Source organism: Luteibacter sp. SVR4-7G, from assembly GCF_056755555.1.
In genome coordinates this window covers 1-19653 of record NZ_JBPGXO010000036.1, presented here as the reverse complement: position 1 = coordinate 19653, position 19653 = coordinate 1, and the positions used below count along the sequence as shown (strand labels likewise).

The 19653-nt window shown below is 68.8% G+C and carries 19 protein-coding genes; 5 read left to right on the top strand and 14 right to left on the bottom strand.

Translation table 11 applies throughout. The annotated features are described in order from the left end of the window. Window positions 1-20: 20 nt before the first annotated feature. Genes ACR9ZH_RS13755 through ACR9ZH_RS13735 form a run of 5 tightly spaced genes read right to left on the bottom strand, consistent with a single transcriptional unit; the run spans window position 21 to window position 4199 of the window. Window positions 21-1103: a DNA topoisomerase IB gene (locus ACR9ZH_RS13755; protein WP_481291324.1), complete on the bottom strand. Its 1083-nt coding sequence runs from the start codon at window positions 1101-1103 to the stop codon at window positions 21-23. A 48-nt stretch (window positions 1104-1151) separates the two neighbouring features. Then, entirely contained in the window at window positions 1152-2321 is a 1170-nt protein-coding gene (locus tag ACR9ZH_RS13750; protein ID WP_481291323.1) for a class I SAM-dependent rRNA methyltransferase, read from the bottom strand. 19 nt (window positions 2322-2340) lie between these two features. Beyond that, the gene (locus ACR9ZH_RS13745; RefSeq protein WP_481291322.1) at window positions 2341-2784 is read right to left on the bottom strand and encodes a hypothetical protein; all 444 of its coding nucleotides are present in this window, start codon (window positions 2782-2784) and stop codon (window positions 2341-2343) included. Between the two features lie 21 nt (window positions 2785-2805). Beyond that, window positions 2806-3750, bottom strand: coding sequence for a serine/threonine protein kinase (locus ACR9ZH_RS13740; RefSeq protein ID WP_481291321.1), 945 nt, complete (start codon window positions 3748-3750; stop codon window positions 2806-2808). Beyond that, window positions 3747-4199 carry a hotdog fold thioesterase gene (locus ACR9ZH_RS13735; protein WP_481291320.1) on the bottom strand — a complete coding sequence of 151 codons (453 nt, stop codon included), beginning with the start codon at window positions 4197-4199 and terminating at the stop codon, window positions 3747-3749. Before ACR9ZH_RS13735 ends, ACR9ZH_RS13740 begins: the two co-directional genes overlap by 4 nt. Window positions 4200-4249: 50 nt before the next feature. Between ACR9ZH_RS13735 and ACR9ZH_RS13730 the strand changes: the two genes are divergently transcribed. Further along, entirely contained in the window at window positions 4250-5305 is a 1056-nt protein-coding gene (locus tag ACR9ZH_RS13730; protein WP_481291319.1) for a 2Fe-2S iron-sulfur cluster-binding protein, read from the top strand. Between the two features lie 98 nt (window positions 5306-5403). On the opposite strand, the gene ACR9ZH_RS13725 is transcribed toward ACR9ZH_RS13730, so the two are convergent. From ACR9ZH_RS13725 to ACR9ZH_RS13715, 3 genes are read right to left on the bottom strand one after another with little or no spacing between them, the layout of a single operon-like run. After that, a complete protein-coding gene (locus ACR9ZH_RS13725; protein ID WP_481291318.1) occupies window positions 5404-5850 on the bottom strand; it encodes a rhodanese-like domain-containing protein in 447 nt (148 codons plus the stop codon). A 47-nt stretch (window positions 5851-5897) separates the two neighbouring features. After that, window positions 5898-6311: a hypothetical protein gene (locus ACR9ZH_RS13720; RefSeq protein WP_481291317.1), complete on the bottom strand. Its 414-nt coding sequence runs from the start codon at window positions 6309-6311 to the stop codon at window positions 5898-5900. Window positions 6312-6340: 29 nt separating this feature from the next. Next, window positions 6341-6805, bottom strand: coding sequence for a YiiD C-terminal domain-containing protein (locus tag ACR9ZH_RS13715; RefSeq protein ID WP_481291316.1), 465 nt, complete (start codon window positions 6803-6805; stop codon window positions 6341-6343). 134 nt (window positions 6806-6939) lie between these two features. Here ACR9ZH_RS13715 and ACR9ZH_RS13710 point away from each other — a divergent pair, with 134 nt between their 5' ends. From ACR9ZH_RS13710 to ACR9ZH_RS13700, 3 genes are all read left to right on the top strand, one after another. Continuing rightward, the gene (locus tag ACR9ZH_RS13710) at window positions 6940-7710 is read left to right on the top strand and encodes a uroporphyrinogen-III synthase (RefSeq protein WP_481291315.1); all 771 of its coding nucleotides are present in this window, start codon (window positions 6940-6942) and stop codon (window positions 7708-7710) included. A gap of 64 nt (window positions 7711-7774) precedes the next feature. Then, on the top strand, window positions 7775-8938 hold the full coding sequence (locus tag ACR9ZH_RS13705; protein ID WP_481291314.1) for a uroporphyrinogen-III C-methyltransferase: 1164 nt from the start codon (window positions 7775-7777) through the stop codon (window positions 8936-8938). Then, the gene (locus ACR9ZH_RS13700) at window positions 8935-10191 is read left to right on the top strand and encodes a heme biosynthesis HemY N-terminal domain-containing protein (protein WP_481291313.1); all 1257 of its coding nucleotides are present in this window, start codon (window positions 8935-8937) and stop codon (window positions 10189-10191) included. The genes ACR9ZH_RS13705 and ACR9ZH_RS13700 overlap by 4 nt, the downstream gene beginning before the upstream one ends. A 35-nt stretch (window positions 10192-10226) precedes the next feature. Here ACR9ZH_RS13700 and ACR9ZH_RS13695 read toward each other — a convergent pair whose 3' ends face one another. From ACR9ZH_RS13695 to polA, 5 genes are all read right to left on the bottom strand, one after another. After that, the gene (locus ACR9ZH_RS13695; protein ID WP_481291312.1) at window positions 10227-11342 is read right to left on the bottom strand and encodes a hypothetical protein; all 1116 of its coding nucleotides are present in this window, start codon (window positions 11340-11342) and stop codon (window positions 10227-10229) included. Window position 11343: 1 nt separating this feature from the next. Next, a complete protein-coding gene (locus ACR9ZH_RS13690; protein ID WP_481291311.1) occupies window positions 11344-13059 on the bottom strand; it encodes an Hsp70 family protein in 1716 nt (571 codons plus the stop codon). A gap of 129 nt (window positions 13060-13188) precedes the next feature. Next, window positions 13189-15390, bottom strand: coding sequence for a DNA helicase II (uvrD, locus tag ACR9ZH_RS13685; protein ID WP_481291310.1), 2202 nt, complete (start codon window positions 15388-15390; stop codon window positions 13189-13191). Between the two features lie 95 nt (window positions 15391-15485). Further along, window positions 15486-15704 (bottom strand): hypothetical protein, encoded by a 219-nt coding sequence (locus ACR9ZH_RS13680; RefSeq protein WP_481291309.1) that lies wholly within the window; start codon window positions 15702-15704, stop codon window positions 15486-15488. Window positions 15705-16020: 316 nt separating this feature from the next. Next, window positions 16021-18750 (bottom strand): DNA polymerase I, encoded by a 2730-nt coding sequence (gene polA, locus ACR9ZH_RS13675; protein ID WP_481291308.1) that lies wholly within the window; start codon window positions 18748-18750, stop codon window positions 16021-16023. A 96-nt stretch (window positions 18751-18846) separates the two neighbouring features. Here polA and ACR9ZH_RS13670 point away from each other — a divergent pair, with 96 nt between their 5' ends. Continuing rightward, window positions 18847-19377 (top strand): DUF2782 domain-containing protein, encoded by a 531-nt coding sequence (locus ACR9ZH_RS13670; RefSeq protein ID WP_481291307.1) that lies wholly within the window; start codon window positions 18847-18849, stop codon window positions 19375-19377. A gap of 13 nt (window positions 19378-19390) precedes the next feature. Here the strand turns inward: ACR9ZH_RS13670 and ACR9ZH_RS13665 are convergent. Beyond that, on the bottom strand, window positions 19391-19653 hold a 263-nt coding region (locus ACR9ZH_RS13665), incomplete at its 5' end, for a glutathione S-transferase family protein (protein WP_481291306.1).

Sequence of the window (19653 nt, the reverse complement as noted above, 5' to 3'; positions counted from 1 at the left end):
ACTATAGCCGTCCATTCGTCTCAGCGGGAGCGCTTCGTCGCACGAAGCCGTCGCCGCAGAAAAGTCAGGGTTGCTGCTTCCAATTTCCGGGGAAAACGAAGGCAGGTTTCAGGAACCCACCGATGGAGGTGGCCGTCGGTCCAGCCGGCGAAGACTTCGGGATGGATGTACGACGCCCGGCACACGGCGGGCGTGTTGCCCAGTACCGCCGCCACCTCTTTCACCGCGCCCGCCAGCACGGATTTCACCGCCCGCTCGCCGCCTTCCTCGGGCAGGGTCAGGGCGGCCAGCGTCGCGACGGCGTGCACGGTGCCGCCCCAGGTCCGGAAGTCCTTCGCCGTGAATTCGCCGCCGGTGATCTCGCGCAGGTAATCGTTGACCATGCCCGAGTCCACCGGCTGCGGCTGGCCCTCGTCGTCGATGTACTGGAACAGGCGCTGGCCGGGCAGCTCCTGCACGCGGCGTATCGCCTTCACCAGTTTCCGGTCGTCGAGCTCGACATCCCGCCACAGGCCGCTCTTCCCGCGGAAGTGGAAGCTGATGCGGCCCTTGCGCACGGCCACGTGGCGGGAGCGCAGCGTGGTGAGTCCGTATGAGTTGTTCTGCTTCGCATAGACGTCATTGCCGACGCGGATCATCGTTTCTTCCAGGAGGCTCACCACCAGTGCCAGGACCTTCTCCCGCGGCAGGCCGGGCAGGGCCAGGTCCTTGCGCAGCCGCCGGCGCAGCCGGGGAAGCGCCTCGCCGAACTCGAGGATCCGCTCGAACTTGCCGCGATCGCGGACATCGCGCCAGCGCGGGTGGTAGCGGTACTGCTTGCGCTGGCGGGCGTCGCGCCCGGTCGCCTGCAGGTGGCCGCGTTCGTTCGCGCAGATCCACACGTTCGTGTACGCGGGAGGGATGGCCAGCGAGCGGATGCGCTGGAGCACGGCATCGTCGGTCACGCGCCGCCCGTCGCTATCGATGTAGTGGAACGAGCGGCCGCGCTTGCACCGGGTGATGCCCGGGTCGGTGTCGCATACGTAGACGAGGCCCGCCGCTTTCGCGTGTGCCTGCTCCGCGCTCACCAGCGCGAGCGCCTCGGGTGGGGGATTCCTGGACATGGCCGGGACTATGTCCCGGCGCGCGATCAAGGCAGGGTGAACGCTCCGTCAGGCAACCCGGCAGAAGACCGCCTTGAGGTAACGGTTCTCCGGCACGTTGCTCGCCACGGGATGGTCGGGACCGGCGCCCGCGACGTCCAGCACCTGGATGTCGCGGCCGGCGTTGAGCGCGACACGGCGGATCATTTCCAGGAAATCGTTCTCGCCGACCAGCCCCGTGCAGGAGCAGGTGAGGAGGATGCCGCCGGGTGCCAAGACATCCAGCGCCGTGCGATTCATCGCAAAGTATTTCTTCAACGCGTTCATCACCTGGTTGCGGTCGCGGGTGAGCTTGGGCGGATCGAGGACCACCGCGTCCCAGGTCTCGCCGCGGGCGATGGCCGCGCGCAGCCACTCGAAGACATCGCCCTGTTCGAAGTGCGCCTTCACGCCGTTCATGCGTGCGTTCTCGCGCGCCACCTCGAGGATGGCCGCGTCGGCGTCCACGCCGGTGGCTTCCAGGGCTCCTGCCTTCATCGCATGCACGGCGAAGCCGCCGGCATTGCAGCAGAGGTCGAGCACGCGGCGGCCGCGGGCGAGCGCGGCGAAGCGGCGGCGGTTCTCGCGCTGGTCGGCGAAGAAGCCGGTCTTGTGTCCCAGGCCGGGCGCCGCGTGGAAGGCCAGGCCGTGCTCGTGGACGTCCACCGCCGCGGGCGCGTCATTGGAGCGCACGTCGAAGGACTCCTGGCGCTGCACGTGCTGTTCGGCGAACCAGTACAGCGACGCGCCCGGGAAGTGGCGCTGCAGTTCGGCGTGGATGGTGTCGCGGAAGCGCCACATGCCGGCGGCGAAGTACTCCACCACCAGGTGGTTCGCGTAGCGGTCGACCACGAGGCCGGACAGTCCGTCGCCCTCGCTGTGCACGACGCGCCAGGCGTCGCTTACCTCGTCCAGCCGAAGCAGTTCGCGGCGCAAGGCCACGGCGCGGTCCAGGCGCGCGGCGATCCAGCCTTCGTCGATGGCCTCGCCGGCGTTCGTGGTGAGCAGGCGCAGGGCCACGCGGGCGTGGCCGTTCCAGAAGCCGCGGCCCACGAAGCGGCCCCTGGCGTCCTCCACGTCCACCACGCTGCCGGGCGGCAGGCGGTCGGCGGGCTTCACGATCTGGGCCGACCAGATCCAGGGGTGGCCCGGCACGCGGTCGGACTTGAGGCGGATGACGGGAAGTGCGGGAGCGTTCATTGGTGAATGATACCGGCGCTCATCGGCCGAAGCGCAGGACCAGCCACGACGCCAGCGCGAGCAGGTTGATGCCGACGTGCGCGGCGGAGGGCCCGCCGATGGCGAGCAGCCAGCCATGTTCCGCGATGGCCCAGTCGAAACCGAGGCGCGGCGAGCGCTGCAACGTCATCGACAGGTTCGCATACGCGCCGCTGGAAAGCGCGTAGCTGAAAACGGGGGTGGCGATCAGCGGCGCCTGCAGGAACTGCGCCCAGATCGACATGCTGGTGCCGCGGCCGTCGTTGCTGGCCAGCAGCACGCCGGCCACGAGGATGAAGCCGAACAGCAGCACGCCGAGCACGGCGCCGATGGCGTCGAGACCGCCGAAGCGTCCGCCGAGCAGCCGGTCGAACTGGTGGACCAGGCCGAACAGCCCGCCGGCGATTTCGAAGACGGCAATGACGCGGGTCAGGAAGGAATGCATGGAGTCTCCGGGTTGAAGCGATTACAGATCATCGGCGATTTCGTGCAGGTCGGCGATGTGCTGTTCCCACCAGCGCGCCTCGGCGGCGAACGGGAATGCCGCGGGGAAGGCCGGATCGTGCCAGCGCTCGGCGATCCAGCCGGCGTAGTGGACCTGGCGCATCGCGCGCAGCGCGGGGATGAGGGCGAGCTCAACGGGATCGAAATCGCGGAACTGCCCATAGCCTTCCAGCAGGGCGTCCAGCATCGCGTCGTCGCCTGCAAGCATCCACAGGTCCTGCACGGCCGGACCCATGCGCGCATCGTCCAGGTCGACGAAGTGCGGCCCCGCATCGGTCCACAGCACGTTGCCGGGATGGCAGTCGCCGTGCAGGCGGATGGGGCGCAGCGGACCCACCGCCTCGAAGCGGCGCGCCACCGCTTCGTCCACGCGGCCGGCGGCATGCCGGTAGGCCTCGAACAGGTGTCCGGGAAGCAGGTCCGAACCGAGTGCCGCGCGCATCGGCATATCGATCATCGTGGCGCGGTCGAGCGTGCTGCGCGCTTGGAAACGCTCGCGAGAGCCGATGGCATGCATGCGCCCGAGCAGGCGGCCCAGCCATTCGAGCTGGTCCGCCGACTCCAGCGAGGGTGCGCGTCCGCCGCGGCGTGGATACAAGGCATAGCGATAGCCGTCGCGACGCAGCAGCGTGCGCCCTTCGACCACGAGCGGTGCGACCACCGGCAGTTCGGCCGCGGCGAGTTCGAGGGCGAACGCGTGCTCCTCGCCGATCGCGGCGTCGGACCAGCGGCCGGGGCGGTAGAACTTCGCGACGACGAAGCCGCCGTCTTCGAGCCCGACCTGGAACACGCGATTCTCGTAGCTGTTGAGCGTGAGCAGGCGGCCGTCGCTCCAGCTGCCCGCCGCGTCGACGGCGGCGAGCACGACATCGGGCGAGAGCGCGGCGTACGGCGCGGGCCCGGTCACGCCCGCAGGTTCCCCGGCGCGCCGCCTGGCGAGGGAATCACCGCCATCGTGAGGCGCGAGAGGCAGACCAGCTTGCCGTGTTCCTCTTCGATGCGGATTTCCCACACCTGCGTGGTGCGGCCGAGGTGGACGGCCTTCGCCGTGCCGGTCACGATGCCGCCCCGTACTCCGCGGATGTGATTGGCGTTGATGTCCAGGCCCACCGCGACTTCTTTTTCCACGTCCAGGGTCAGCAGCGAGGCCGAGCTGCCCAGCGTCTCGGCGAGCACCACGGAGGCGCCGCCATGGAGCAGGCCGAACGGCTGCCGGGTACGGTGATCGACCGGCATCGTGCCTTGCAGCCAGTCGTCGCCGAAGGCCGTGAAACGGATGTCGAGGGTCTCCATCATGGTGCCGCGGCTCCATCCGTTGATCCGGGCGAGGTCGATGGGGTGCTTCCAGATGGCCATGGCCGTCGTGCTTCCTGTGGGGCAAGCCGCCATTGTCCTACAATGTGCGGGTGCCCACCGTAACCCTGACAGCGTCCGGCAAGCGCTTCGACGCCGCCGCCGGCGAAACCGTGCTCGAAGCCGCCCAGCGCGCGGGAATCGCCCTCCCGTATTCGTGCCGCGGAGGCGTGTGCGGCAGCTGCAAGGCCACGCTGGTCAGCGGCGAATGCCGCTATCCGCGCAACCCGCCCGTGGCGCTCTCCGGTGCCGCGCGCTCCCGCCACGCCATCCTGCTGTGCCAGGCCGTGCCTTGTGGCGACATCGCCATCCAGGCCCGCGAGATCGCCTCGGTGGAAGACATACCGCACCGTCGCGTGGAAACCGAGGTGGCCGAGCGCCGCGCCCTCGCGCCCGACGTGGTCGGCGTATGGCTGAGGCCGCTCGACGGCGTGCGCGTGAACTGGTTGCCCGGCCAGTACCTCGACGTGATCCTGGAGGACGGCAAGCATCGTCCTTTCTCCATCGCCGGCTGCCCGGGCGAGGACGGGCTCATTGAACTGCACGTCCGCCATGTGCCGGGAGGCGGTTTCACCAGCTGGGTATACGATGCGCTACGCGTCGGCGATCGCCTCACCGTCGAAGTGCCGCTGGGCACCTTCGTGCCACGCGAAGACTCGGAGCGGCCGATGCTGTTCATGGCCGGAGGCACGGGCTTCGCACCGGTGAAGGCCATCGTCGAGCACTTCATCGCGCTGGGCACGCGGCGACCGATGCACATCTACTGGGGCGCGCGCAGCGAGGCCGACCTCTACCTGCTCGAGCTTGCCCGTCACTGGACCGAAGAACTGCCCACGATCCGTTTCACGCCCGTGCTTTCCGATCCCGAAGCGGCACGGGCGAGCGGACTGCGCGAGGGCCTGGTCCACGAGGCGCTGCTCGAGGACCATCCGGACCTGTCCGGCGTCGACCTGTACATGAGCGGCCCGCCGGCCATGATCGCGGCGGCGCGCCAGCTGTTCGTCGACGCGAACCTGCCGGAAGACCGGCTGTACTTCGACTCGTTCGACGTGGCTCCGGATGTGCTGACCGAGATCCTGCAAGGGCGTGCAGGTATCCACGGCCTGTAGGAGCGGACCTGGTCCGCGACAGCTTTTAGCCCTGAAGCAACAGGGCCTGCTGCGCGCTCGCGAAAGGCTGTCGCGGACGATGTCCGCTCCTACACCGGTTATTTCTTGCCTTTGACGACCGGCAGCTGCGCGGTCTGCCATGCGTAGGTGCCGCCGTCGAGCACGAACACGCGCGCGAAGCCAGCCTTGACCAGCCGGTTGGCCGCCTTGCCCACGCCGCGGCCGTCCTTGTCTACCAGCACCACCGGCAGTTCCTTGGCCTTTGAGAGGTCCTTCTGCGTTTCCGGGTCGAACTGGCTCATCGCCACGTTCTTCGCGCCGGGGATGTGCGCCTTCTCGAAATCCGCGCTGGCGGAGAGGTCGATGATCAGCGGGGTGTCGCGATTGATCAGCTGGGTGAGACCCGCGGGCGTCAGCGACTTCCACTTGCGGAACAGCCGGCCGACCTCGCCCGCGACGAGGGCGATGAGGATCACCGCGAACGCGGCAACCAGCAAGGCGTGGTTGCTCACGAAAGCGGGCAGCTTCTGCATGACGTCGTTCATCGGGTCTTCCGCGTCCCAAAGGGAGGTAAACGCCCGATTATATCGGCTTAGCGGGGCGAGAAGTCCGGCAGGCCGGTCATCAGCGACCACTTGTTCTTTTCGCGGTCGTAATGCCAGCGCTGGCGGTCGACGATGCTGCGTTCGGCCTGGGTATTGATGTTCACCACGTTGATCTGGACCACCTGGACCACGTCGTCGTCGCCATCGGGCCTCGGGCCGGAGCCCTCGTCGTAGCCGGTCACGCGCAGCTGCTGCAGCCGGCCCTGCTCGATCGAGCTCAAGGGATGCTCGACTGCGTAGTCCTTGTCCACGAAGGTCTGCGCGCCGGCGAAATCGCCCCAGCGGATGGCCGAGGCGTAGCTCATCAAGGTCTTGTTGAGGGCCTGGTTGCGCTTGTCCGTGGCGCAGCCCGCGAGGGCCATGAGAGCGAGAGCGAGGGCGGGCAGGGCGAGCGGGCGCATGGCGGCTTCCATCTGGGCGTCGGGCGGCATTATGCCCGGCGTTTGGCCACGAAGCGCGCGTCCAGACTGGCCGCGGGCTTGTCGCCGGAACCGGGTACGACGCAGGCGAGGTCGGCACGGGCGCGGCCGCGGGCCTCCAGCGTGGCGAAGAACGGTTCCCATGTGGAGCCCGGGGCGAGCGTGGCTTCCGCACGGAGGTCGTCCCACACGGGGTCCAGGTAGCGCACCGTGGAATCGGCCACGAACACGTCGCAGTCCAGACCGCGCTCGCGCAGGCGTGCTTCCACCAGGGCCCAGCAGGCCACGGTCATGAGGCTGACCAGGCTGCCCCCGAAGGCGCAGCCCTTGTCGTTGATGTTCGGGGCCAGCGGCGCGGTCATGACCAGCCGGTCGCCGTCGAAGGCGGCGATCCGCAGGTCCATGGCACGCGCGAGGGGAATGCCGTCGCGAATGAATCGCTCGAGCTCGGGGAGAGGGGCTTGGATCGTTGGCATAAGCGCGGAAGTGTAAGGGCCGGTGCGCCCCGTTCGCACGCGTATGTGAAGACCCAACCTTCGGCATTGGCGACGGCGTCCCCACCTTCCTATCCTGACACTCAGTCGCAGGATGCCAGACAGGACTCTCAGTAGTGAGTCGCTCCCTCCCCCTTCGTAACGTCACCATCGTCATCACCCGTCCCGCAGGTACCGCCGGCCCCCTCGCACGGCGCGTCCGCAAGCTCGGCGGCATCCCGGTCAGCGTGCCGGGCCTGTCCCTGCGCGCCACGGAGGACGCCTCCAGCGTGAATGCGGAGCTGCGCCGTGCGCTGGACGGCGACGTGCTGATCTTCACCAGCCCCGCCGCCGTGCGCTTCGCCGCCGACGTCCTCCCGCTCGCCACCAGGGCCAGGGTGATCGCGGTCGGGCGCGGCACGGCCCGGGCGCTGAAGACGGCCAACGTGCCCGATGCCTCGTTCCCGGAAAGCTCCCAGGACAGCGAGGGCGTGCTCGGCATGCCCGAACTGGCCGATCTGGCCGGGCGGCGCGTCGCCCTCGTGGGCGCGCCGGGCGGCAGGGGCCTGCTGCGCGAGCAGCTCGCCCTGCGCGGCGCCGAATTGCAGGAAATCCACGTCTATCACCGGGTGGCCCCGCGGATCGACCGGCGCCATATCGACCCGCTGCTCAAGCTGGGCCGGCGCTCGGCCGTGTTGCTCTCCAGCGCCGAGGCCCTCGAGCACCTGCGCCGTGCCCTGATCGCCCCGGCCTGGCGCAAGCTGGTCCAGGCCGTCGCGGTGGTCAGCAGCGAGCGCCTGAGGGAGATCGCCACCGAGGCTGGCTTCGATCGCGTCGCCGTGGCCCGCTCCGCGCTGCCCAGCGACCTCCTCAAGGCCGCGGCCGAGTTGTCCTTCACGGGCCGCTGAGCCGGGGGACTCGCTTCCTCCGCGAATACCGTGCGTTGGCGTATGGCCTGCTAGCATGGCGGCCATGACGAACGAGACCACTCCGACCGATCCCTCGCCGGCGACGCCGGCCCCGGCCGCCGCGCCCTCGCCCGCCACACCGCGCCGGCCTGCTTCGCCCGTCCCACGGCGAGGCGGCGGGGCGCTGGCCATCGCCATCCTCTTTTCCCTCGCCGCCCTCGGTGCCACGGGTTACACCGCCTGGACCGTATGGGGCATGCGCGAGGACCTGGGCGCGGCCAACGGCCTGCGCGGGCAGGTCGATACCTTGCAGGCCGGCGTGGACGGCATGCGCGAGGAGAACGCCAACCTGCGCCGCCGGCTCAACGACGCCGACGCCGTGAACCGCTCGGCCCGCGAGGAGATGCTCGGCGTCTCCGAGCGCATGCGTAACCTCGAGGACGCCGTGGCGAACCTTTCCGAGCGCAGCCTGAGCGGACACGACGCCATGCTGCTCGACGAGGCCGAGTCGCTGTTGCGCATGGCGAAGGAACGTTTCGCCCTGTTCGGCGACGCCAGCGGCGCGCTCTCCGCCTACGATCTCGCCGACAAGACGCTGGCCGCCGTCAACGACAGCGCGTTCGCCGCCGTCCGCCAGGACCTCGCCGCCGAACGCGAGGCGCTTGCCGCGGTCGCGCCCGCCGCGCGGGCCAACGATCTTTCGACGCTGGCCGATCTGCGTGCGCAGTTGCCCACCCTGCCGTTGAAGCGCGACGAGGTGAAGCCGGCGGGCGATGTCCAGCCCGGCTTCTGGCAGCGTGCCGGCAGCGCCCTCGGCAGCATCGTGCGAGTGAGCCATGACGACGGGTCGCCGGTGGCGCTTGCCGACGAGCGCATCGCACGCGAGCTGGCCGCGCTCGACATCGCCCACGCGGAAGCCGCCGTGCTCGCGTATGACGACGTGGGCCGCGAGGCCGCGCTGAAGCGCGCCGATGCAGCGCTTGCCGCGTATTTCGAGGATGCCGCGCCGGCCGTGCAGGCCGCGCGCTCGCGCATCGCCGCGCTCCTGGCCAGCCAGGCTCGCGGCAACCAACCCAGGCTCGGTGCGGCCCTGACGGAACTGCGCAACCTGCGTTCGGTGCACGCCTTGCAGGGCGCCGCGCCCGCGGCGCAGCCCGCCGCCGCCGGTTCCGCCGCGGCGCCTGCGCGCGCAGCCACCGCCGCCGCGCCGCACGAGGGCACGCCATGAAACCGTGGCGCTGGATCGTCGGCCTGATCTTCGTCGCGGTCGTCGCGGCGTTCGCATGGCATTGGGTCGCCGAGGACCCGGGCTACGTGCTCATCCGCCTGCGCGGCACCAATGTGCAGATGACGGCGGTGACAGCCCTGGCCCTGCTGTTGCTCGCCTGGGCGGCGATCGCGTTGATCGTGACCATCCTGCGCTGGCCGTTCGGCGCGATGAGCCGGCGCCACCGCCGGCTCAGCCGCCGCCGTCTTGCCGATGGCCTCGTGTCACTCGTCGAGGGACGCCACGGCGAAGCCGAGCGCGACCTCAATCGCGCAGCGCGTTACCCGTCGGTGCGCGGTCCCGCCTTGCTCGCCGCCGCCGAAGCGGCTGAACGGCATGGCGAATCCGCACGCGCGCTGGAGACGCTGGATCAGGCCGCGCAGGAAACGCCGCGCGCGGCACGCGTGCTGCGTGCGCGTTACCTCCGCAACAGTGGCCGGGCGAGCGAAGCCGTGACCTTGCTTGCGCCTGAGGCGAATGCCGGGTCGCTCACGCCGGCCGGTTGGATCGAATACGCCGAGGCCTCGCTCGCCGCCGGTGAAGCACGCAACGCGATGCGTGCGCTGGAACCGCTGCAGAAAAGCGGTGAGCTGGGCTCGCGTGGCTACGCGGAGATCGAGTCCCGCGTCGTAGGCGCGTATGTCACGAGCGCGACCGATGGCGCGTCGCTCGCCACGCTGTGGTCGCAGTTGCCCAAGGGGCAGCGACGCCTGCCTGCGGCGGTCGACGCGTACGCGCGGCAGGCCGCGCGCTACGGCCAGACGATGGCGGCGATGGACGAAATAGAGACCGCGCTGCACCGCGAGTGGTCGCCCGCACTCGTCGCCACCTACGGCGGCATGGGCGCCGAAGACATCGAGCAACGGCTGCGCCGCGCCGAAAGCTGGCTGGACGCGCATCCGAACGATGCCGCCTTGCTCACGGCGCTCGGCCGCATGTGCGTGCGCGTGCGTCTGTGGGGCAAGGCCCGGCCTTACCTCGAGCGGGCGCTGGCGATCGAGCCGAACGCCGTGGCGTGGGAAGCGCTCGGCGATGTGTATACCGGTGAAGGCGAGCCCGAACTTGCGCAACGCTGCTACCGCAACGCGCTGGCACTGGCGCGCGGCGAAACCACGGAGGCGCTGCCCGAGGACCTGCGCGCCCGGCGCATCGATACGCGCGTCACGGCAGTCGAGGAACGCGACCAGCACGGCGTGCCGCGACTCTCTCCCTGAGAGCGAACGCCGGTCGTGTGCGAGGACCGGTGGCGTCAGTGCGCCGGTGGATGCCAATGTCCGTCGCGTGCGCAGTTCGCGCCGCGCGTCTTCAGCGCGGCGATCTCCTCGTCGTCGAGGCCGGCGAACGCGTCGCTCCGGTCCAGCCGCACGTAGAGCGCGGCGCATTGCTCCGCGCTTTCATGCGGTACGGACAACGTCGTGGGCGAAGAGACCAGGGTGGGGGCGATCCTTTCCGCATCCAGAAGATAACGCGCGCTGCTGCCGAGCAGGAACAGGGCGAAGCCAACCGCGGTCCACGTGCTCGAGCGGCCGCGCGAACGCCGCTGCGCAAGGTCCGGGCGCTTTGGCCAGTAGACCGAGGCAGGTGGCGCCATGCGCCGGTAAGTCTCTTGCGTCGACGCGGGCAGAGCGTCGAACGCCGCCTGCCACGCCTGCAGCGTGTCGGCGGAAACGTGCAGGCTCACCCACGCCGGGAAGCGCTCGCTGATCCTGCGCATCTCCGGCCAGCGCCGCAGCAGCGAGTTCTCAAGGCCGGACTCCGCCTGGGCGAACATGTCGAGCCACGCCCGGCGGCGATCCTCCGGTAACGCGAGCCAATCCTCGCGCTGCGCGAGCACCAGCTCGATCCACTGACCGCGCTGGCCGAGGGCGGCGAGGTGACCGACCTCGCGCCAGTGAAACTGTTCTTCCGCTGCCGCGAACACCTCGGGGCGATGGCCGATGCGCTGCAGGCCGAGCAGGTCGATCAGGTATTCCTCGAACCGTCCAGGCGCATCGATGTACTGCGTGCGCAGTTCCACCAGGGCTTGCCCGAGCAGTTGCGGTATGGCCTCCGCCCGGCGCGCCCCGACATCGGCGGCGAAGCGCCAGGCCAGCGTCACCGTCGGATCGATGTACGGCGGCGGTGCTTCCTGCGGCGGCGCGGGTTCCGTTTCCGGCTCCTCGGTCTGCGCTGGTGGAGGGGATGCCTCAGGCACGGGCGCCTGTTCGCACCAGGCCCGCGCCGCTTCATAGGCTTCGCGAAGGCGGGCGAAGCCTGCGGGATCGGCGGCCGGGTCGATGCCGCGCAAGGCGGTCGCGTACGCGCGGCGTACGGCTACGAGATCGGCATGGGCGGGCAGCCCCAGTGCTTCGAGATGCCAGTGCATGTCAGTCCGCCACGTCCGGAGCGAAACGGTAGTCGCGTTCGATGCTGTCCAGCGCTTCGCTGAAGGCGGCGGCGTCGCGCGCGATCTTGCGCGTATCCTGTGTCGCGAGCACCTGTTCGAAGCGCAGGATGAGCTGCCCGAGCCGTTCCCGCATGTCGCCGAGCAGCTGCTCGTAGAGGCGCTCCGCGCGCGCCATGAGCGTACGGTTCTGCAGGGTGTCCCGGGGGTGGATCTTCAACGCGGAAAGCGATGCAAGGCGCTGGGCAACCTCCGCCGGGGTCAGGTGCGTACCGCTGCTCTCGATCACCAGGCGTTCTTTCGCGCCCGTGGCGACAACGGTCACCTCCACCTCGAGCAGCCCGTTCACGTCATAGGTAAAGCGCACGTCCACGCCTTCGGCATGGCCCGGTCCGGGCGTCAGGGGAACGACCACCTCGCCGAGCGAGACGTTGTCGCGCACCATGCGCGATTCCCCTTGATACACCCCGATGCGGATCTGTTTCTGCTGCGGCGACACCGGCGAGAAGCGCTGCACGCGGCTCACCGGCACCACGGTATTCCTCTCGATGACCGGTGCGTAGAAGCCGCCCGCCTGCGCGCCATGGTCGAGGACGCGTACCACCTCCGTACCGAGGGTGTAGGGACACACGTCCGTCATCACGATTTCGTCGAGGGCCTTGTCCTTCATTTTCAAACCGGCCTGCACGGCGGCGCCGAGCGCCACCACTTCGTCCGGATTGTGGCCCACGGCCGGAAAGCGGCCGAACATGCGTGTCGCCAGCGCACGGATCATGGGCATGCGCGTCGCGCCGCCGGCGAGCACCACGTTGTCGAGGTCGGCGGCGCGGATGCGGGCGTCGCGCAGGGCGCGCTCGATCGGCCGCCAGAGGCGGTTGAGCAGCGGCTGCGCCAGCTTCTCGAACGCGTCGGCATCCACGGCGACGCTGACCGCCGTATCCTTGAAGCGCATCTCGAAAGTGGCCGACCCGTTCGTCCCGAGATCGCGCTTCGCGGCCTCCGCCCTGGCCGCCAGGCGCTGCATGAAGAGGGCATCGCTGCGAGCGGCGTCGGGGATGCCCTGGGCGAAGGCCAGTTCGGCGATCAGGCCGGTGAAGTCCTCGCCGCCCAGCATGTTGTCGCCCGCGCTGGCGCGCACTTCCATCACGCCTTCGAACATCTCCAGGATGGAAACGTCGAAGGTACCGCCGCCGAGGTCGAACACCAGGAACTGCGCTTCGCCCTTCGCATCGTGCAGTCCATACGCCAGCGCGGCGGCGGTGGGTTCGTTGAGCAGGCGTTCGACCTTCAGGCCGGCAAGTTCGCCGGCGATGCGTGTGGCCTTGCGCTGCGCGTCGGAGAAGTAGGCGGGGACGGTCACGATCGCTTCCGTGACCGGACGGCCCAGGTAAGCCTCGGCATCCGCCTTCAGCGAGCGCAGCACCAGGGCGGAAAGCTCCTCGGGCCGGTACTCGCGATCGCCCAGGCGCACGTTGCGCGCGCTGCCCATGTAGCGCTTGAACAGTGCGGCCGTCCGCTCCGGATGCGTCTGCAGGCGTTCGCGCGCGGCCTGGCCTACCAGCACGCTGCCGTCTTCATCGATGCCGACGCAGGAAGGCGTGAGCGTGCCGCCGAGGGCATTGGGAATCAGGCGCGGCGCGCCATCCAGCCAGGCCGCGACCAGACTGTGGGTCGTGCCGAGGTCGATACCGACGATCATGTTTTCCCCCTTTCTTCCTTGGCTGCGCACCGCCCCAGCGTCTTGTGGGAGCCGCTTTGCGGCGATGGGAGGCTTATCGCAAGCGTGCCCGCTGCCGCGGATCGCCGGCATAGCCGGCTCCCACAGAAACTAAAGCGCGGTCAGATTCGCGTAAGCGTAAACCAACCACTTGCTGCCGGCATCCTCGAAGTTCACCTGCACCCGCATATGGGCGCCGGCGCCCTCGGCGCTCACGATCGTGCCCTCGCCGAACTTGGGGTGGGTGACCCGCTGGCCGAGGCGGATCGGCGAGGCTTCCTCGAAGGCCGGCGCCGCGGCGAAGCGATCGGCGTAGGCCGGCCGGGACACCTGCACGCGGGGGCGCAACTCGTCGATCAGGTCCGGCGGGATCTCGCCCAGGAACCGCGACGGCCGGGCCAGCATTTCTGTGCCGTGCATGCGGCGCGACTCCGCGTGGGAGAGGTAAAGCCGCTCGCGGGCGCGCGTGATGCCGACGTAAGCCAGCCGCCGTTCCTCCTCGAGCCGGTTCTCCTCCTCGGTGGAGCGCTGGCTAGGGAACAGGCCCTCTTCCATGCCGACGAGGAAGACCACTGGGAATTCCAGGCCCTTCGCCGAGTGCAGGGTCATCAGCTGGACGCAGTCGTCCCATGCTTCGCCCTGGCCCTCGCCGGCTTCCAGCGCGGCGTGGGAAAGGAAGGCGGACAGTTCGTTGAGTCCGGCGTCGATGTCCTCGGGCGTCATCTCGAAACGGCTGGCGACGTTGACCAGCTCGTCCAGGTTTTCCACCCGCGCTTCGCCGTTACCGCGCTTGTCGTTCTCGTAGAAATCGCGCAGGCCGGTATGGATGATGGCGTGTTCGATCTGCTCGGCGAGGTCGAGCGCCGATGGTGTTTCTTCACCCTCGCCATGCCCTGCGAAGGTGCGCGCGAGGTTGTCGACGAGGCCGATGAAGGCCCTCACCGCGTTCTTCGCGCGGCCCGCCATCGAGCCGATCGAGACTTCGGTGAGCGAGGCCTCCCACATGGAACTGCCGTCGGCGCGCGCGCGGCGGCGCAGCTCGTCGAGCGTGCGATCGCCGATGCCGCGCGGCGGCGTGTTCACGGCACGCTCGAACGCCGCGTCGTCGTGGCGGTTGGAGGCGAGGCGCAGGTAGGCCAGGGCGTCCTTGATTTCGGCGCGCTCGAAGAAGCGCAGGCCACCGTATACGCGATAGGGCAGGTCGCGCTGGATCAGCTGTTCTTCGAAATTGCGCGACTGCGCGTTCGAACGGTAGAGGATGGCGCAGTCGCGTGCATTGCCATGCTCGGCGATGTACTCGCGGATGCGCTCGATGACGAAGCGGGCCTCGTCCTGTTCGTTGTACGCCGCATACAGCGCGATGCGCTCGCCTTCGCCGCCGTCGGTCCACAGCTGCTTGCCGAGGCGGCCGCCGTTGCGGGCGATCACCGCGTTCGCGGCCTTGAGGATCGTGGAGGTGGAACGGTAGTTCTGTTCGAGGCGGATCGTCTTCGCGCCAGGGAAATCGCGCAGGAACTGCTGCACGTTCTCTACCTTGGCGCCGCGCCATCCATAGATGGCCTGGTCGTCGTCGCCCACCACGAAAGCCTGTCCGGTGCTGCCGGCCAGGACGCGGATCCACGCGTACTGCAGCGTGTTGGTGTCCTGGAACTCGTCGATCAGCAGGTAGCGCCAGCGCTCCTGGTAATGCTTCAGGACCTGCGGATCCTTCAGCCACAGCTCGTGCGCGCGCAGCAACAGTTCCGCGAAATCCACGAGGCCGGCGCGCTGGCACTGCTGTTCGTAGGCCTTGTAGATCTCGACGAAGGTGCGGGTGACCGGATGGTCGCGGTGCTCGATGGCGTCGGGCCGCTTGCCCTCGTCCTTCCAGTTGTTGATCTGCCAGGACGCCTGGCGCGGCGGAAAGCGCGCCTCGTCCAGGCCCATCCCCGCGACGACGCGCTTGATGAGGCGCTGCTGGTCGTCCGAGTCGAGGATCTGGAAGCCTTCGACCAGCCCCGCCTCACGCCAGTGGCGGCGCAGGAGGCGGTGGGCGATGCCGTGGAAGGTGCCCACGGTGAGCCCCTGCGTCCCGCCCGGAATGATCCCGTCGAGGCGGGAGCGCATCTCGCCCGCCGCCTTGTTGGTAAAGGTGACGGCGAGGATCGCCCAGGGCGGCACCCGCTCCACCTGCGTGAGCCAGCCGATGCGGTTGGTCAGCACGCGGGTCTTGCCGGAGCCGGCACCGGCGAGGATCAGGTAGTGACCGGGCGGAGCACTGACCGCCTCGCGCTGGGCGTCGTTGAGGGAGTCGAGCAGGTGGGAAACATCCATCCGCCCATTGTAACGGGGGAGCAGCGCGCCCTGAGTGTTTGCGCCCGCGCCGGGTTCGGCAGCCGCTCCGCCTTGGGTCCGGCCCCTCGATCCGCTCAGCTCTTGCGAGCGATCCCCGCCACGGCCACGATGCCGCCGATCACGATGCCGGCGATGCCGACCCACTGCGGGATGGCCTTGTCATGCGTGGCCTCGATCTTGGCCGGGCCGATGGACGCCACGGTATCGGTCTTGCGATAGCTGCCGTTGCCCAGGGTGACCCAGAGGCCGAGACCGATCAGGATGACGCCGACGACGATGAGACCTGCACGCATGTGGATTTCCTCCCGTTTTGTTGTGGCGGAAGGATGGGGTCACGAATGTGCAGGTTCCGTGTGCGCACGCGTTCCAAAAAAAAAGCCCCGAGAGCCAGGGGAGCTCTCGGGGCCCGGTGGAAGGCCGGATCCAGGGGAAGATCGGGCCATCCGCAGGGTGACTCCAGGGAGGTGGAGTCCACCGATGGGACGCCGTTGCGTGCGTCCACTTGTATTGACGTGCAAACGTGCCGAAAGTTGCAGCGAAGGGCAGAAAAAGTCAGCTTCCGTTCATGGCCAGATTTGGCTAACGGAAAACTTACGTCTGGACGTCCAGTCAGTGTGCCTCGTCCCAGTTGGCGCCCACGCCGATGTCCACCTGCAGCGGCACGCTGAGGACCGCGGCGCCTGCCATGCGTTCCTCTATGCCCGCACGTACCGCGTCCACCGCATCGGCACGCACTTCGAACACCAGTTCGTCGTGCACCTGCATCAGCAGGCGGACGTCGTCGCGGGGCTCGATCCACGCGGCCACCGCGATCATGGCGCGCTTGATGATGTCGGCGGCCGTGCCTTGCATGGGCGCGTTGATGGCCGCGCGCTCGGCGCCGGCACGGAACGCCTGGTTCCGCGACTTCAGGTTTTCCAGGTACAGGCGCCGGCCGAACAGGGTCTGCACGTAGCCGTCGCGGTGCGCCTGCTCGCGGGTGCTGTCCATGAAGGCGCGCACGCCGGGGTAGCGCGAGAAGTAGCGGCCCATGTAGTCGGAAGCCTCGCCGCGATCCACGCCGAGCTGACGGGCGAGTCCGAAAGAACTCATGCCGTACATCAGGCCGAAGTTGATCGCCTTGGCGGCGCGGCGCTGGTTCGCGGTGACTTCCGCCGGCGGCACGCCGAACACCTCGGCCGCGGTGGCCCGGTGCACGTCGCCGCCTTCCTGGAAGGCGCGCACCAGGCCTTCGTCCTTCGACAGGTGGGCCATGATGCGCAGTTCGATCTGCGAATAGTCGGCCGCTAGGATGCGCCAGCCTTCCGGTGCGATGAAGGCCTGGCGGATCCGGCGGCCTTCCTCGGTGCGTACCGGGATGTTCTGCAGGTTCGGGTCGGACGAACTGATCCGGCCCGTGGCGACGGCGCCCTGGTGGTAGCTGGTGTGCACGCGGCCCGTGCGCGGATTCACGATGCCGGCCAGCTTGTCGGTGTAGGTCGAACGCAGTTTCGCGAGGCCGCGGTATTCGAGGATCAGGCGCGGCAACTCGTGCATGTCCGCGATGGCTTCCAGGGCTTCCTCGTTGGTCGAGGGCTGGCCTTTCGGCGTCTTGATCTTCGCGGACAGGCCGAGCTCGTCGAACAGCACGGTCTGCAGCTGCTTCGGCGAGTCCATGTTGAACTCGTGGCCGGCCGATGCGTAGGCCTGTTTCTGCAACTCGACCATGCGCTTGCCGAGCTGCTGGCTTTGCAAGCGAAGCTCGTTGGCGTCGATGAGCACGCCGGTGCGCTCCATCTTCGCCAGCACGGGTACGAGGGGTATCTCGATGTCCGAATACACCGCGCGCAGCGACGGTTCGGCTTCCAGCTGTGGCCACAGCGCGTGATGCAGGCGCAGCGTGATGTCGGCGTCCTCCGCGGCGTAGCGGCACGCGGCGTCGCAATCGACCTGCGAGAACGGGATCTGCTTCGCGCCCTTGCCAGCGACGTCTTCGTACTTCACCGTGGTGTAGCCGAGGTAGCGCGAGGCGAGCGAATCCATGTCGTGGCGCGTCGCCGTGGCGTTCAGCACGTAGGATTCGAGCATCGTGTCGTGCACGAGGCCGCGCAGGGCGATGCCGTAGTGCGAGAGGATGTTCACGTCGTACTTGCCGTGCTGGCCGACCTTCGGCCGCGACGGATCTTCGAAGATGGGCTTCAGCGCGCCAAGCACGTGCTCGGGCGAAAGCTGCGACGGCGCGCCCGGGAAGTCGTGCGCGAGCGGCACGTAAGCCGCCTTGCCCGGCTCCACGGCGAGCGACAGACCCACGATATCCGCCTGCATCGCATCGATGCTGGTGGTCTCCGTGTCGAAGGCGATCAGCGGCGCGGTCTCGAGTTTTTCGAGCCATGCGGCGAAGCGGTCTTCGGTGACGACGAGCTCGTATTCGCCGTCGCCGGCAAGGCCCGGCGTAACCGTGGATGCGGCAGGTGCCGGAGCGGCCGCCGCGGGGGCGGACGACGGCGCGGCCGTGTCGCCCGCGTCCAGGTCCTTCAGCGCCGCCTTGAAGTCGTAGCGGGTGTACAGCTCGCGCAGTGCCTCGACGTCGCGTTCGCGCATGCGCAGGTCGGCGGGGCCCTGGTCCAGCGGCACGTCGGTGCGGATCGTGACCAGCTCGCGCGACAGTGGCAGGCGCGGGATCGCGGCGCGCAGGTTCTCGCCGATCTTGCCGCCGATCTTGTCCGCGTTGGCGAAGAGGTTCTCGAGGTTGCCGTATTCGGCAAGCCATTTCGCGGCCGTCTTCGGGCCGCACTTTTCCACGCCGGGCACGTTGTCGATGCTGTCGCCCATGAGGGTGAGGTAGTCGACGATCTGCTCCGGGCGCACGCCGAACTTCTCCACGACGCCTTCGATGTCCATCGTGGTGTTGCTCATCGTGTTGATGAGCACGATATGCGCGCCGACCAGCTGAGCGAAGTCCTTGTCCCCGGTGGAGATGACGGTGTCGATGCCCTGCTCGGCGGCCTGCCGGGCGAGCGTGCCGATCACGTCGTCGGCCTCCACGCCGGGCACGCAGAGGATGGGGAAGCCGAGCGCGCCGACGATCTTCATCATCGGCTCGACCTGCGCGCGCAGGTCGTCGGGCATCGACGGGCGGTTGGCCTTGTACTGGGGATAGAGGTCGTCGCGAAAGGTGCGCCCCGGCGCATCGCAGACGAAGGCCACGTAGTCGGAACCCGCCTTCATCGTCGTTCGCAACATGTTGACGATGCCGAACAGCGCGCCGGTGGGCTCGCCGAAGGTGTTTGTCAGGGGTGGCAGCGCGTGGAAGGCGCGGTACAGGTACGAGGACCCGTCGATGAGGGTGAGCGTAGGCATCCCCGGATTCTCTCACGGCCGCGCGCGAACCGTCCGTTCACGTGGCCGGAGGTGTGGGAATTGCTATTCTCCTCGTCCCGCAAGGAGGACTCCCCCATGATCCGCTCGCATGCCCTCGTCGCCGCGCTCGCCCTGGCCCTGGCCTTACCCGCCGCCGCGCAGGACGCCTCGTCGTTCAAGCCGGCGCCGCCTCCGCCGGGGCTCAACGACCCGGGGGTGAAGGCGGGCGAAAAGGACCGCTCCGGGCTCAAGCCGATCGAGCGTCCGGTGCCCTATGACCAGGCCCAGGACGGCAAGACCACGCCGGCCACGTCGGACGCGAACCGCAGTGCCGGATCGTCCGTCGCCCTGCCGTCCATGCAGGACGACGGTGGCGTCGACGCGCAGGGCAATCCGCCGCCGACGCTGAGCCGCTCGTACGACAAGGGGGGCGCCCACGTGGACGAGTTCACCATGGGCGGCAAGCCGTACATGGTCGTGGTGACGCCGAAGAACGGCGTGCCGCAGACGTACATGCTCGATCAATCGGGAAATCCCATCCATGATCCGAAGAACGGCCCGGTGAGTCCCGTTTTCTACAAGGTGTACGAATGGGGCAAGGCACCCAAGCCGCCCGGTTCGGAGTGACCCGCCGGCGCGCCTAGCCGTCCAGCTCCGGGTAATGCCTGAAGATGCCGTTCGTGTTGAACGGCAGGCGCCGGTCCGAGACCAGGTACGCGGCGATGTTCGGCCGGTCCGCCACGCGCCGAGCCAGGTCGCGCAGCAAGGGCAGCTTCTGTTTCTTCATCGTTTCCGGGAACGCATATTCCAGCCCCGCCATGAGCTGGAACAGCGACAGGTCGACATAGGAGTGCGTGCGCAGCGGATGCTTTCCGCCGCCGCGCTCCACGGTCTTCTCGAAGT